Source organism: Cupriavidus sp. KK10, from assembly GCF_018223725.1.
In the GTDB taxonomy this organism is placed as follows: Bacteria; Pseudomonadota; Gammaproteobacteria; order Burkholderiales; family Burkholderiaceae; genus Cupriavidus; species Cupriavidus necator.
The window spans coordinates 5,107,561-5,121,534 of record NZ_CP073677.1 but is presented as its reverse complement, the minus strand read 5'-3'; the positions used below and the strand labels follow the sequence as shown (position 1 = coordinate 5,121,534).

Genomic DNA, 13,974 nt, shown 5'->3' with positions numbered 1-13,974 from the left:
CCTGCGTTTGCTTTACCGAACTACTTTGCCGAATTTCTTACCGAATCCAGGAGCATTCCATCATGATGAAAGGTCAACTCGCCGGGCTGATGAAGCAAGCCCAGCAGATGCAGGAAAACATGAAGAAGATGCAGGAGCAGCTGGCCCTGATCGAGGTCGAGGGCCAGTCCGGCGCCGGTCTCGTCAAGGTGGTCATGACCTGCAAGAACGACGTCAAGCGCGTCACCATCGACCCTAGCCTGCTGGCCGAGGGCGAAGACAAGGACCTGCTGGAAGACCTGGTCGCCGCCGCCTTCAATGACGCCGTGCGCAAGGCCGAAGCCACCTCGCAGGAAAAGATGGGCTCGATGACCTCGGGCCTGCCGCTGCCCCCGGGCTTCAAGCTGCCGTTCTGAACGCCACTGTGAAGGCATCGTCCCCGACCTCGCTGCAGGCACTGGTCGAAGCGCTGCGGGTGCTGCCCGGCGTCGGGCCCAAGTCCGCCCAGCGCATGGCCTACCACCTGCTGCAGCACGACCGCGAGGGCGCGCGCAAGCTGGGCGATGCACTGCGCGGCGCGGCGGACCATATCCGCCATTGCCAGCGCTGCAACACCTTCACCGAGCAGGAGATCTGCGCGACCTGCCTGGACGACCGCCGCGACGCCTCGCTGCTGTGCGTGGTGGAAACCCCGGCCGACCAGGTCATGATCGAGCAGACCCTGACCTACCGCGGCAAGTACTTCGTGCTGATGGGCCGGCTCTCGCCGCTGGATGGCATCGGCCCGCGCGAGATCCACCTGGACAGGCTGCTCGCGCGCGCCACCGAGCCTGAGCTGGGCGGCCCGGTCGGCGAGGTCATCGTCGCCACCAACTTCACCAGCGAAGGCGAGGCCACCGCGCACTACATCGGCGAAATGCTCAAGGCGCGCGGCCTCAAGGTGTCGCGCCTGGCGCGCGGCGTGCCGGTGGGCGGCGAGTTGGAATACGTCGATGCCGGCACCATCGCCCGCGCGGTGATGGACCGCCGCAACCTCTGAGCCCGATCGCGCGGGGCCGGAACGCCCACGTGCCCGCGCGCCGATCACCGGATTCCTCCGCCTACCTGCCTGCCCCATGAACCTGGCCCGCTTCGATCTCGTCACGCTTGGCTTGTTCGTCGCCGTGGCCCGGCAGGGCAGCATCTCGGCCGGCGCGCGCCAGTCGCACCTGGCCGTGGCCGCCGCCAGCAAGCGCATCTCAGACCTGGAAACCGCGGTCGGCGCGCCGCTGTTCTTCCGCCATGCCGCCGGCGTGCAGCTGACCGAGGCCGGCCAGGCCTGCTTCCACCATGCGCTGACCATCCTGCAGGACGTCGAACGCATGGCCGGCGTGATGTCGGACTACGCCTCGGGCGTGCGCGGGCAGGTGCGGGTGTGCGCCAACACTTCGGCGATCACGCAGTTCCTGCCCGACGACCTGGCGTCGTTCATGCAGCGCCATCCCACCATCCGCATCGAGCTGGAAGAACAGAACAGCCGCGACATCGTCGCCGCGCTGATCGAGAACCGCGCCGACGTGGGCATCTTTGCCGACCGCACCCCCGCGGCCGGGCTGATGACGATCGAGTACCGGCAGGACGAGCTGGTCATCATCACGCCGCCCAACCATCCGCTGGCCGCGCGCGGCCCGGTGCACTACGCCGATACGCTGGAATTCGACTTCGTCAGCCTGCCGCAGGAAACCTCGCTGGCCGCCCGCCTGCTGGAAGAGAGCAGCCGGCTGGACCGGCCGTTCCGGCTGCGCATCCAGGTGCGCAGCTTCGATGCCATGTGCCGCATGGTGATGGCCGGCCTGGGCGTGGGCGTGCTGCCGCGCATCGCGGCCGAGCCGCATGTCAAGTCGATGGGGCTGTCGCTGGTGTCGCTGCAGGACGCCTGGGCGCGCCGCTCGCTGCTGATCGGGCTGCGCGACCCGGCCGGGCTGACGGTGTCGGCGCGGCTGCTGATCAGCCACCTGTGCGGGGACCGGGCGCCGTTCTGACGCCCCTGTGCTGAGGCGCCTCCGGAGCCTTTCGCGTTCCGAGAAAGCCCGCTTCTCCGATTGCCGATTCCTGGTGGGCCCCTGCTGGGGCACACTCCGTTCGAACGCAATGTATGACAAGCCAGTCATTGGGCTTGCCGCACTGCAACAAAACACCGCATCGCACGGAGACACCCCATGGCGCAACAGATCCTCGAGGGCATTCGCGTCCTCGAACTCGGACAACTCATCGCCGGCCCCTTTGCCGCCAAGACCCTGGCCGACTTTGGTGCCCACATCATCAAGGTGGAGCCGCCGGGGCAGGGCGACCCGCTGCGCAAATGGCGCATGCTGCATGAAGGCACCTCGGTCTGGTGGGAGGCCCAGTCGCGCAACAAGGAGTCGATCTGCATCGACCTGCGCCAGCCGGAAGGCCAGGCACTGGTGCGCAAGCTGGCCGCCGAGGCCGACGTGCTGATCGAGAACTTCCGCCCTGGCACCATGGAGAAGTGGGGCCTGGGCTGGGATGTGCTGCATGCCGACAACCCGCGCCTGATCATGCTGCGCGTGTCGGGCTACGGCCAGACCGGCCCGAAGAAGGATGAGCCCGGCTTTGCCGCCGTGGCCGAAGCCATGGCCGGCCTGCGCCACCTGACCGGCGAGCCTGGCCGCGCGCCGGTGCGCGCCGGGCTGTCGCTGGGCGACACCATCGCCGGCCTGCACGGCGCCATGGGCGTGCTGCTGGCGCTGTATCAGCGCGACGCGCGCGGCGGCGAAGGCCAGGTCATCGACGTGGCGCTGTACGAGTCGCTGTTCAACCTGAGCGAAAGCCTGCTGCCGGAATACTCGGCCTTCGGCGCGGTGCGCCAGCCCGCTGGCGGCGCGTTGCCGGGGATCGCGCCGTCCAATGCCTACCCCTGCGCCAGCGGCGAATACGTGCTGGTGGCGGCCAATGGCGACGCCATCTTCAAGCGCATGATGCTGGCCATCGGCCGGCCCGACCTGGCCGACGATCCGGCGCTGGCGCAGAACGATGGCCGCGTGAAGCGCGTGGACGAAATCGATGCCGCCATCGCGGACTGGACCCGCACGCAGACGGTGGACTCGGCGCTGGCGGTGCTGCGCGACGCGCAGGTGCCGTCTGGCCGCATCTATACCGTCAAGGACATCGCCGAAGACCCGCACTACCGCGCCCGTGGCGTGATCGAGTCGGTGACCTCGGCCGGCGGGCTCACGGTGGAAGTGCCGGGCGTAGTGCCCAAGCTGTCGGCCAGCCCGGGGGAAATCCATGACCGCGCGCCGACGCTGGGCGAGCATACCGATGCGGTGCTGAAGCAGGCTGGCTTCGATGACGCCGCCATCGCCGACCTGCGCGCGCGCAAGGTGATCGCATGAGCGCCGCCGCCAACCTGCGCGGCCCGGCACGCGTCGAGATCAATGAAGTCGCGCCGCGCGACGGCCTGCAGATCGAGCCGGTGGTGGTGCCGACCGACGCCAAGGTCGCCTTCCTCGACGCGCTGTCGGCCTGCGGCTTTGCCCGCATCGAAGCCACGTCGTTCACCTCGGCCCGCGCCATCCCGGCGCTGGCCGACGCCGAGACACTGATGCACCGCATGCGGCGCCACCCGGGCGTGCGCTATACCGCGCTGGTGCCCAACCTGCGCGGGCTGGAGCGTGCGCTGTCGTGCCAGCCGGATGAGGTCAACCTGGTGATGTCGGCCAGCGAGACGCACAATCGCGCCAACCTGCGCATGACGCGCGAGCAGTCGCAAGCGCAATTGCTGGCGATGATCGAGGCGGCGGGCGCCGCCGGTGTGCCGGTCAACGTGTCGCTGTCGACGGTGTTCGGCTGCCCGTTCGAGGGCGAGGTCGATACCGGCGCGGTGATGGCACTGGCCACCCGCTTTGCCGAGGCCGGCGCGGCCGGCATCACGCTGTGCGACACCACCGGCATGGCCTACCCGAACCAGGTCGCGGCGCTGTGCGAGGCCTTCCAGGCCACGCTGCCCGATACCGGCCTGACCATCCACCTGCACAACACCCGCGGCATGGGCCTGGCCAATGCCCTGGCAGCCTGGCAGACCGGCGTGACGCGCTTCGACGCGGCCGCCGGCGGCCTGGGCGGCTGCCCTTACGCCCCCGGTGCCAGCGGCAACGTCAGCACCGAAGACCTGGTCCATATGTTCGACTGCATGGGCGTCGAGACCGGCGTCGACCTGGGCGCGCTGCTCGACGTGGTAGCCGGCATGCCGGCGCTGGTCGGGCGCGACATCCACAGCCAGCTGCTGAGCGCCGGCCCGCGCCTGCGCACGCACCAGCCGCCGGCCTGGATGGCAGAGCATTTCGCCGGGCAGGCATAGCCGGCACCCAGACAAAAACAACACATCCAACAGATAACGGAGACCCTCATGAAGCAAGCCCTTCAACGCAAGTCCGCCATGCCCGCACGGCGCAAGGCCGTAGCCGCCACGCTGGCGGCACTCGGTGTGGCATGGTTCGCGCCTGTCGCCCTGGCGCAGCACGGTACCTATCCCACCCGTCCGGTGACGCTGGTGGTATCGGCCGCGGCCGGTGGCACCACCGACATCGCGGCGCGCATGATTGCGGAACCGCTGTCCAAGGCGCTCGGCCAGCCGGTGGTGGTGGACAACCGTCCCGGCGGCAACGGCAGCATCGCCGCGCAACTGGTGGCGCGGGCCAAGCCGGACGGCTACACGCTGATGCTGCAGTACTCGGGCTTCCACGTGATCACGCCGCTGCTGGTCAAGAACCTGTCGTGGGACCCGGTCAAGGACTTTGCGCCGGTGGCTAATATCCTGTCGGCGCCGCAGGTGCTGGTGGTGCGTCCGAGCCTGCCGGTCAAGTCGCTGAAGGAACTGGTGGCCTACGCCAAGGCCAATCCGGACAAGCTCAACTACGCCTCGTCGGGCAACGGCTCGCTGCAGCACGTCTCGACCGAGCTGCTGAACCAGATGGCCGGCACGAGAATCACGCACGTGCCCTACAAGGGCACCGGCCCGGCCATGACCGACCTGCTGGGCGGCTCGGTGGACCTGACCATCACCACGCCGCCGCCGCTGATGGCCCATATCGCCGCCGGCAAGCTGCGTCCGCTGGTAGTGACCAGCAAGACCCGCCTGCCCAGCCTGAAGGACGTGCCGTCGGCGCCCGAGGCTGGCTACCCCGACCTGGACGTGTCGTCGTGGTTTGCGATGTACGCGCCGGCCGGCACGCCCAAGCCGGTGATCGACAAGCTGACCGGCGAGATCGAGAAGATCATGCGCACCGAAGCCTTCCGCAAGAAGGCCGAGGACCTGGGCGCCGAGGCCAAGTACATGAACCCGCAGCAACTGGGGCAGTACCAGAAGGCGGAGCTGGCGCGCTGGGGCAAGGTGATCAAGTCCGCCGACATCCACGCGGAATGATGGCGAGGGCTGAGGCAAGGTGATCGAAAGGTAAGGGCGCTAAGCTGGCGGGTTTGCTAGGTGTTGATACCGATGCGGTGCATCGCACCGTCCGGTAGCATCGCAATTTGCCGCACCGCGGCGCGCCCCCTTCGAGCGCATGTTGCCGCAGCGCCAGTCCACACGGGTAGGAGATCTCGCATGTATAACAAAAAATTCTGGAAGCAATTCCTGATCGCGCTGGCGCTGTTCCTGGCCGGCTGGTTCACCTTCGGCCAGGCGCAGGCGCAGGGCAAGCCCGAGAAGACCAAGGTCACCATCGCGGTGGGCGGCAAGAACCTGTTCTACTACCTGCCGCTGACCATTGCCGAGCGCCTCGGCTACTTCAAGGAAGAAGGGCTGGACGTCGAGATTGTCGACTTCGCCGGCGGCGCCAAGGCGCTGCAGGCCGTGGTGGGCGGCAGCGCCGACGTGGTCTCGGGCGCCTACGAGCACACCATCAACCTGCAGGCCAAGGGCCAGCGCTACCAGGAATTCGTGCTGCAGGGCCGCGCCCCGCAGATCGTGCTGGTGGTGTCGAACAAGACCATGCCCAACTTCAAGTCGATCGCCGACCTGAAGGGCAAGAAGATCGGCGTGACCGCGCCGGGCTCGTCGACCAACATGATGGCCAACTTCGTGCTGGCCAAGGCCGGACTGAAGCCGTCCGACGTGTCGTTCATCGGTGTGGGCGCCAGCGCCGGCGCGGTGGCGGCGATGCGTTCGGGCCAGATCGATGCGATGGCCAACCTGGACCCGGTGGTGTCGATGCTGACGCAGAAGAACGAAGTGCGCATCGCCTCGGACACCCGTACGCTCAAGGACACCCAGGCCGTGTTCGGCGGCAACATGCCGTCGGGCTGCCTGTATGCGTCGCAGGCGTTTATCCAGCAGAACCCCAACACCACGCAGGCGCTGACCAATGCCATGGTGCGCGCGCTCAAGTGGCTGCAGAAGGCGGGCCCGTCGGACATCGTCAAGACCGTGCCGGAAAGCTACCTGCTGGGTGACCGCGCGCTGTACCTGGCCGCGTGGGACAAGGTCAAGGAAGCGATCTCGCCGGACGGCACCATGCCGGCCGACGGCCCGCGCACCGCGTTCAACGCGCTGAGCCAGTTCGACGCCGAGCTCAAGGGCAAGCCGGTCAAGCTGGAAGAGACCTACACCAACGCTTTCGTGCAGAAGGCCAACGCCAAGTACAAGTAAGACCCTCGCCGTCGATGCCATCGGCCCGCTGTCCGCAGCGGGCCTTTGCTTTGAAACCTTGACGGCCAATCCATCATCACCCGCCCGCACCGCGCCCCCCGGCGCCGCCACGGCGGGACCGAGACGGTTCACCATGAGCACTCCCGCACTTTCCCTCGACAAGGTCACCTGCACCTTTGTCTCGCGCGATGACCGCAGCCAGCGCTATACCGCGGTCCAGGACGTCACGCTGTCGATCCAGCCCGGCGAATTCGTCTCCGTGGTCGGCCCCACCGGCTGCGGCAAGTCCACGTTGCTGAACGTTGGCGCCGGCCTGCTGGAACCCTCCAGCGGCGAGGTGCGCGTGTTCGGCGAACCCCTGCGCGGCATCAACCGGCGCGCCGGCTATATGTTCCAGACCGAGGCGCTGATGCCCTGGCGCAGCGCGCTGGATAACGTCGTCGCCGGCCTGGAGTTCCGCGGCGTGGCGCGCGCCGAGGCCGTGCAGCAGGGCGAGGAATGGCTGCGCCGCGTGGGCCTCGGCGGCTTTGGCGACCGCTACCCGCACCAGCTCTCGGGCGGCATGCGTAAGCGTGTCGCGCTGGCGCAGACGCTGGTGCTGGACCCGGACATCATCCTGATGGACGAACCGTTCTCGGCGCTGGATATCCAGACCCGCCAGCTGATGGAGAACGAGGTGCTGGAGCTGTGGGCCGCCAAGCGCAAGGCCGTGCTCTTCATCACCCACGACCTGGACGAGGCCATTGCCATGAGCGACCGCGTGGTGGTGCTGTCGGCCGGCCCGGGCACACACCCGATCGGCGAGTTTGCCATCGACCTGCCGCGCCCGCGCGACGTGGCCGAGATCCGCAACCATCCGCGCTTTGTCGAACTGCACGCCGCGATCTGGGACGTGCTGCGCGAAGAAGTGCTCAAGGGCTATGCCCAGCAGCTCAAGGTGGCCTGAGCCTTCCCATCACAACAAGACCTGAATTCACGATGGCATTCCGTAACGACTCCAAGGGCATGCTGCGCGTCTGGCAGCTGCTCGTCCTAGTAGTGATCCTCGGCGTGTGGCATATGGCCACGCGCTCGCAGCAGGTTGCCTTTTTCTTTGGTGAGCCGCTGATGGTGGCGCAGCGCATCTGGAGCTGGTTTATCGTCGAGCGCGATATCTACCTGCACCTGGGCGTAACGCTGATCGAAACCGTGCTGGCCTTCGGCATCGGCACGGTGGCGGGGCTGGGCGTGGGCCTGTGGCTGGCGCTGAGCCCGCTGACCTCCGCCATCCTCGACCCCTACGTCAAGGCCATGAATTCGATGCCGCGCGTGATCCTGGCACCGATCTTCGCGGTCTGGTTCGGCCTGGGCATCTGGTCGAAGGTGGCGCTGGCGGTGACGCTGGTGTTCTTTATCGTCTTCTTCAACGTCTACCAGGGCGTCAAGGAAGTGAGCCCGGTGGTGCTGGCCAACGCGCGCATGCTGGGCGCCAACCAGAAGCAGCTGCTGCGCCATGTCTACCTGCCCAGCGCCACCAGCTGGGTGTTCTCGTCGTTGCATACCTCGGTGGGCCTGGCCTTCGTGGGCGCGGTGGTGGGCGAATACCTGGGCTCGGCGCGCGGCGTTGGCTACCTGATCCTGCAGGCCGAAGGCACCTTCGACATCAATACCGTGTTTGCCGGCATCGTGGTGCTGACGGCGTTTGCGCTGGTGCTGGACTGGATGGTCGGCAGGGGTGAGAAGCGGCTGATGAAGTGGCAGCCGCAGAGCGGGGAGACGGAGAAGCTTTGAACTGAAGTGCCGAAGCGAAGGGAAGGGCGGCTGCGGCCGCCCTTTTGCTTTGCCGGCAGCGCTCAGTCTGCGGCGCCTGCCTCAGGCGTATCAAAGCAGACCGATACGGTCAGCCCGCCTCCCGGCGTATCCCCCAGCACCACCGCTGCACCATGCAGCCGCGCGATCTCGCGCACGATCGACAGCCCCAGCCCGGTGCCTTCCACGTCCCGCCCGCTCTCGCCGCGATAGAAGCGCCGGAACACCGCATCGCGCTCTGCCGGCGCGATGCCGGGGCCGTTATCGATCACCTGCAGCCACGGCACGCCGCCGTCCAGCGCCACGCGCACCGTGACCACTGCGCCATGTCCCGCATAGCGGATCGCATTGTCGATCAGGTTGCCCGTCAATTCCTGCAGCAGCTCGGCCTGCCCGGCGACCTCCACCGGCTCTTCCTGCTCGAAGCCCAGGTCGACCTCGCTGCCACGCGCCACCGGCGCCCAGTCCAGTGCCACGCCTTGCGCCAGCGCATCGAGTCGCAGCGGCCTGAGCTTGGGCATATAACCCGCATCAGGCTCCAGTCGCGACAGCGACAGCAGCTGCTGCACGCCCTTGGAGGCATGGCGCACGGTGCCGTGCAGCACCCGCATATGCTCGCGCACGCGTTCGCCGTCGCGCTCGCGCAGCGCCAGCTCGGACTGCGCCTGGATGATCGCCAGCGGCGTCTTGAGCTGGTGCGCGGCATCGGCGAAGAAGCGCTTGCGCGCCTGCACCATGCCGTGGAGCCGGTCCATGTACTGGTTCAGCGCCTGCACCAGCGGTTTCATCTCGGCGGGCAGGTCCTTCTGCTCGATCGGGTCGAGCTGCGTGCCGCGTCGCGCCACCGTGTCCGACAGCCGGTTCAGCGGCCGCAGCCCGCGCCGCACGCCGAGCCAGACGATGCCCAGCGCCAGCGTCACCAGCATCAGTTCCTGCAGCAGCGAGCCGATCAGGATGTCGCGCGCCAGCAGCTGGCGCGGCTCGATGGTCTCGCCCACCAGCACCCACACCAGCCGCGTGCGTGCCGAGCCCACGTCGTGCACCGGCAGCGCCTGGGCCGCCATGCGCAGCGGGTGCTCGCGGAAGACGGTGTCGTAGAACTCGGTGCGGTACAGCCGCAGCGGTGCCTCGGCCGGCATCGGCAGGTCGTCGTAGCCGGTCACGGTGGCACCGTCCTCGTCGCGGATGCGGTAGAAGATGCGCGGGCCGGCCTGGTCGTCGAAGAGTTCCAGTGCCAGGTTGGGCACGTCGACCTGGAGCCGCCCCTCGCGCAGGCGGATGCCTTCGCGCATCGCGCGCAGCGACGCCTCCAGCGTGCGGTCGAAGGCGATATGCGCGGCCGACATGGCGCGCTCATAGGTCAGCCACGCATCGAAGGCGAGCAGGCCCATCAGCGGCAGCAGCAGCCATAGCGACAGCTGCAGGCGCAGGCTGGGCGCCTGTCGTGGGCGCTTCATGCCACCGGCCGCGCTTCGAGCAGGTAGCCCAGCCCGCGCAGCGTGACGATGGCCACGCCGCTGCCGTCGAGCTTCTTGCGCAGCCGGTGCACGTAGATCTCGATCGCATCCGGGTTGACCGATTCGTCGATGCCGAAGATCTTCTCCGACAGCGCCGCCTTGTTCACCGCGCGGCCATCGCGCAGCAGCAGCACCTCCAACACGGCGCGCTCGCGCCCGGTCAGCGGGAGCAGCTCGCCGTGCAGCAGGACGGCACGGCTGACGCTGTCGTAGTGCAGCGGGCCGCAGGCGATCTGCGTGCTCTCATGCCCGTGAGCACGGCGGATCAGCGCGCGGGCGCGCGCTTCCAGTTCGGACAGGTCGAAGGGCTTGGCCAGGTAGTCGTCGGCGCCCAGGTCCAGGCCGCGCACGCGGTCTTCGACTGAGCCGTGCGCGGTCAGGATCAGCACCGGCAGCGGGTTGCGGCGCTGGCGCAGGCGGCGCAGCACTTCCAGGCCATCCAGTCCGGGCAGGCCCAGGTCCAGGATCAGCAGCGCGTAGTCCTGCGTGCTGAGCAGGTTGTCGGCGCTGCGGCCGTCGTGCATGCAGTCGACCGTGAAGCCGGCCTGGCCCAGGGCCTGGCTCAGGGAATTGGCCAGCATCACATTGTCTTCGGCAAGCAGGATACGCATGGGGCAGGGCAGTCAGGCGGCAATACGGAAAAACGGCCGGAACGGCCGAGGCCAGACAGATACAGGGAAGTGTGCCGGCTTAGAAGCTAGGGAAACCACCAACCCCGCTGCGGCGCCGCGCCTGCGAAAAGCCTGCATTCCGAAAGCGAACTGAAAGTGCGCGTCCCCTACCATCTGGCCGGCTAACGATTCACACAACAAGCACAAGCAAGGAGATAGCATGAAGCGTACGGCAATGGCATTTGCAGCGATGGGTCTGGCTGCAGCCGGGTCGGCATCCGCCCAATCGAGCGTGACCATGTATGGCCTGGTGGACGCCGGCATCGAATATGTCAGCCACGCGGGCCCGGACGGCTCGGCGGTCAAGCTGACCTCGGGCGGCAAGAACACCTCGCGCTGGGGCATCCGCGGCAGCGAAGACCTGGGCGGCGGCCTGAAGGCGATCTTCGCCCTGGAAAGCGGCATCGCCATCGACACCGGCAAGCTGGACACCGACAACACGCTGTTCGACCGCCGTGCCACGGTGGGCCTGGCAAGCCGCTACGGCCAGGTGGTGCTGGGCCGCACCTTCACCACGACCTACGACTTCATGCTGCCGTTCGACCCGATGGGCTACGCGCCAGCCTATTCGTGGGCCACCTCATCGACCGCGACCGGCGGCCGCAAGGACGGCCTGTTCTCGCGCGCCTCGAACGCGGTCCGCTATGACGGCAGCTTCGGCGGCCTGAAGCTGGGCGCGACCGTGGCCATGGGCGAAGTGGCGGGGGACTTCAAGAGCTCGTCCAAGTACGCGCTGGGGGTGGGCTACAGCGCCGGCAACTTTGCCGCGGCCGCCACCTGGGACCGCCAGAACGGCGCCGGCAGCAGCACCACGCCGGCCGACAGCACCGACTACATCCAGGGCATCCATGCCGGCGCCAGCTATGATTTCGGCGACCTGAAGCTGTTTGCCGGCTACCGCAACTACAAGCGCACCTTCACCACCGGCGCGGCAACGGACCGCAGCGACATGTACTGGGGCGGCGCCAGCTATGACTTCACGCCGGCCTTCACGCTGTACGGTGCGGTCTACAAGCAGAACATCAAGGGCGGCAACAATGCCGACCCGATCCTGTTCTCGCTGCGCGGCCAGTACGCGCTGTCCAAGCGCACGGCGGCCTACCTGTCGGTGGGCTATGCCGATGCGCGCAACGGGCAGAACGTCAGCGTCTCGCGCGACCTGGTCGGCTTCGCCAACAACCAGACCGGCGTCATGGCCGGCCTGCAGCATCGCTTCTGAGGAAGGGGCGGCCTGAGTGGCCTGAATGGCCGCACCGGCCTGTTGGGAACTGCCCGCCGCCTGGCGCATGGGTGTGCGCCATCCAGGGCGGCTGGCAGCTTGAGGCACGTTGCCTCAGCCGGGCGCAGGGCGTAGCCGCACGCCTTGCGCCCCTCTTTTACCGGCGGGCAGGGCGCGCCGCCGGCGTGCGTGCCGCTCAGGGCACGATCACGATCTTGCCAGTGACCTTGCGCGCTTCCATGTCCTTGAGCGCCTGCGGGGCCTGCTCCAGCGGATAGCGCGCCGAGATATGCGGGCGGATCTTGCCTTCCTTCATCCAGCCCAGCATCTGCGCCATATTGGCCTGGTTGGCCTTGGGCTCGCGCCGAACGAAGTCGCCCCAGAACACGCCCACCAGCGACGCACCCTTGAGCAGCGCCAGGTTCAGCGGCAGCTTTGGGATCTCGCCATTGGCAAATCCCACCACCAGGTAGCGGCCGCGCCAGCCGATCGAACGGAAGGCCGGTTCGGCATAGATGCCGCCCACCGGGTCGTAGATCACGTCCGGGCCCTTGCCGTCGGTCAGTGCCTTGATGCGCTCGCGCAGGTCTTCGGTGCTGTAGTTGATCAGCGCATCGGCGCCATGCTCCTTGCACACCGCCAGTTTCTCGTCGGTCGAGGCGGCGGCGATCACGCGCGCGCCGATGGCCTTGCCGATCTCGATCGCCGCCAGGCCCACGCCGCCGGCCGCGCCCAGCACCAGCATGGTCTGGCCGGCCTTCAGCTCGCCCCGGTCGATGACCGCGTGGTGCGAGGTGCCGTAGGTCAGCGTGAAAGCCGCCGCGGTCTCGAAGTCGATGCCGGGCGGCATCGGCACCACCGACGCCGCCGGCGCCTTGGCCTGGCTGGCGAACGCGCCGTTGCCCAGGTAGGCGATCACCTTATCGCCCGGCTTGACGTGGGTGACGCCTTCGCCTACCGCATTGACCACGCCGGCCAGCTCCGAGCCCGGGCTGAACGGCAGGGCAGGCTTGGCCTGGTATTTGTTCTGGATGATGAGCACATCCGGGAAGTTGACGGCGGCCGCCTTGACGTCGATGACCACTTCGCCCTTGGCCGGCACCAGGTCGGGCAGGGTTTCGATGGTCAGCGAATCGGGCGGGCCCCAGGCTTTGCACAGTACGGCTTTCATCTTGTCTCCGGTGATGTTGGTGGCATTTCACGCCAGTCAAGCTTATGCGGGCGGGCAGGGCAAGTGTAGCGCAGAAATAGCACGGTCGTTCTGTTCCATGCCCAAGCGATGGAGGTGGTTATTTGCGGCCTGCATACAGCGCCAGAAACGTGCTTTCAGGGCGGCGCGCGGGCCGCTTGCGCGCGCGCGCTCAGGTACAATCGCGCCATGCATATCCTTCTCGCCAACGACGACGGTTATCTCGCGCCGGGACTGGCCGTTTTGCATGCCGCGCTCGCGCCGCTGGGCCGGATCACGGTCATCGCGCCGGAGCAGAACCATAGCGGTGCCTCCAACTCCCTGACCCTGCAGCGGCCGCTGTCGATCTACGAAGCGCGCGAAGGCGTGCAAAAAGGTTTTCGCTTCGTCAACGGAACGCCGACCGATTGCGTGCATATCGCGCTGACGGGCCTGCTGGAAGAAAAACCCGACCTGGTGGTGTCCGGCATCAACCAGGGACAGAACATGGGCGAAGACGTGCTGTACTCCGGCACCGTCGCCGCCGCCATCGAGGGCTACCTGCTGGGCATTCCGTCGATCGCCTTCTCGCAGGTGGACAAGGGCTGGGAGCACCTGGACGCCGCGGCACGCGTGGCGCGCACCGTGGTGGAGCGCATCATCGGCACGCCGCCGGCCGAGCCGTTCCTGCTCAACGTCAATATCCCGAACCTGCCGTTCGAACATATCAAGGGCTACCGCGCCACGCGCCTGGGCAAGCGTCATCCGTCGCAGCCGGTGATCACGCAGGTCAATCCGCGCGGCGACACCAACTACTGGATCGGCCCGGCGGGCGATGCGCGCGATGCCAGCGAGGGCACCGATTTCCATGCAACTGCGGCGGGCTACGTCTCGCTCACGCCGTTGCAGCTCGACCTGACGCACCGCGGGCAGCTCGACGCGCTCGACCAGTGGTTGAAGTAGGCCACCGATCCGCAGTGTCG

General features: G+C 67.7%; 14 protein-coding genes. 11 read left to right on the top strand and 3 right to left on the bottom strand.

Going from position 1 to position 13,974, the window contains the following annotated elements; genetic code table 11:
* The first annotated feature begins 62 nt into the window (after positions 1-62).
* The 9 genes from KB879_RS23850 (at position 63) to KB879_RS23810 (ending at position 8,398) form a co-directional block, all read left to right on the top strand.
* Complete coding sequence (locus KB879_RS23850; protein WP_013957243.1) at positions 63-395, top strand: YbaB/EbfC family nucleoid-associated protein; 333 nt, start codon at positions 63-65, stop codon at positions 393-395.
* An 8-nt stretch (positions 396-403) separates the two neighbouring features.
* Positions 404-1,018 carry a recombination mediator RecR gene (gene recR / locus KB879_RS23845; protein WP_013957242.1) on the top strand — a complete coding sequence of 205 codons (615 nt, stop codon included), beginning with the start codon at positions 404-406 and terminating at the stop codon, positions 1,016-1,018.
* A gap of 76 nt (positions 1,019-1,094) precedes the next feature.
* A complete protein-coding gene (locus KB879_RS23840; protein ID WP_013957241.1) occupies positions 1,095-2,000 on the top strand; it encodes a LysR substrate-binding domain-containing protein in 906 nt (301 codons plus the stop codon).
* Positions 2,001-2,177: 177 nt separating this feature from the next.
* Complete coding sequence (locus KB879_RS23835) at positions 2,178-3,374, top strand: CaiB/BaiF CoA-transferase family protein (RefSeq protein ID WP_013957240.1); 1,197 nt, start codon at positions 2,178-2,180, stop codon at positions 3,372-3,374.
* Entirely contained in the window at positions 3,371-4,339 is a 969-nt protein-coding gene (locus KB879_RS23830; RefSeq protein ID WP_211979883.1) for a hydroxymethylglutaryl-CoA lyase, read from the top strand. Before KB879_RS23835 ends, KB879_RS23830 begins: the two co-directional genes overlap by 4 nt.
* A 48-nt stretch (positions 4,340-4,387) precedes the next feature.
* Entirely contained in the window at positions 4,388-5,404 is a 1,017-nt protein-coding gene (locus KB879_RS23825; protein ID WP_211979882.1) for a tripartite tricarboxylate transporter substrate binding protein, read from the top strand.
* Positions 5,405-5,584: 180 nt separating this feature from the next.
* Complete coding sequence (locus KB879_RS23820) at positions 5,585-6,628, top strand: ABC transporter substrate-binding protein (RefSeq protein WP_013957237.1); 1,044 nt, start codon at positions 5,585-5,587, stop codon at positions 6,626-6,628.
* A gap of 133 nt (positions 6,629-6,761) precedes the next feature.
* Positions 6,762-7,574: an ABC transporter ATP-binding protein gene (locus KB879_RS23815; protein WP_013957236.1), complete on the top strand. Its 813-nt coding sequence runs from the start codon at positions 6,762-6,764 to the stop codon at positions 7,572-7,574.
* Between the two features lie 32 nt (positions 7,575-7,606).
* Entirely contained in the window at positions 7,607-8,398 is a 792-nt protein-coding gene (locus KB879_RS23810) for an ABC transporter permease (protein WP_013957235.1), read from the top strand.
* Positions 8,399-8,460: 62 nt separating this feature from the next.
* On the opposite strand, the gene KB879_RS23805 is transcribed toward KB879_RS23810, so the two are convergent.
* Together KB879_RS23805 and KB879_RS23800 are read right to left on the bottom strand one after the other, a co-directional pair.
* Positions 8,461-9,873, bottom strand: coding sequence for a sensor histidine kinase (locus KB879_RS23805; protein ID WP_211979881.1), 1,413 nt, complete (start codon positions 9,871-9,873; stop codon positions 8,461-8,463).
* Entirely contained in the window at positions 9,870-10,544 is a 675-nt protein-coding gene (locus tag KB879_RS23800; RefSeq protein ID WP_013957233.1) for a response regulator, read from the bottom strand. The genes KB879_RS23805 and KB879_RS23800 overlap by 4 nt, the downstream gene beginning before the upstream one ends.
* Before the next feature lie 220 nt (positions 10,545-10,764).
* Here KB879_RS23800 and KB879_RS23795 point away from each other — a divergent pair, with 220 nt between their 5' ends.
* The gene (locus tag KB879_RS23795) at positions 10,765-11,823 is read left to right on the top strand and encodes a porin (protein WP_153953635.1); all 1,059 of its coding nucleotides are present in this window, start codon (positions 10,765-10,767) and stop codon (positions 11,821-11,823) included.
* Between the two features lie 196 nt (positions 11,824-12,019).
* Here KB879_RS23795 and KB879_RS23790 read toward each other — a convergent pair whose 3' ends face one another.
* Positions 12,020-12,994: an NADPH:quinone oxidoreductase family protein gene (locus KB879_RS23790; protein ID WP_010814246.1), complete on the bottom strand. Its 975-nt coding sequence runs from the start codon at positions 12,992-12,994 to the stop codon at positions 12,020-12,022.
* A gap of 207 nt (positions 12,995-13,201) precedes the next feature.
* On the opposite strand from KB879_RS23790, the gene surE reads away from it, so the two are divergent.
* Positions 13,202-13,954: a 5'/3'-nucleotidase SurE gene (gene surE / locus KB879_RS23785; protein ID WP_013957231.1), complete on the top strand. Its 753-nt coding sequence runs from the start codon at positions 13,202-13,204 to the stop codon at positions 13,952-13,954.
* Positions 13,955-13,974 lie beyond the last annotated feature (20 nt).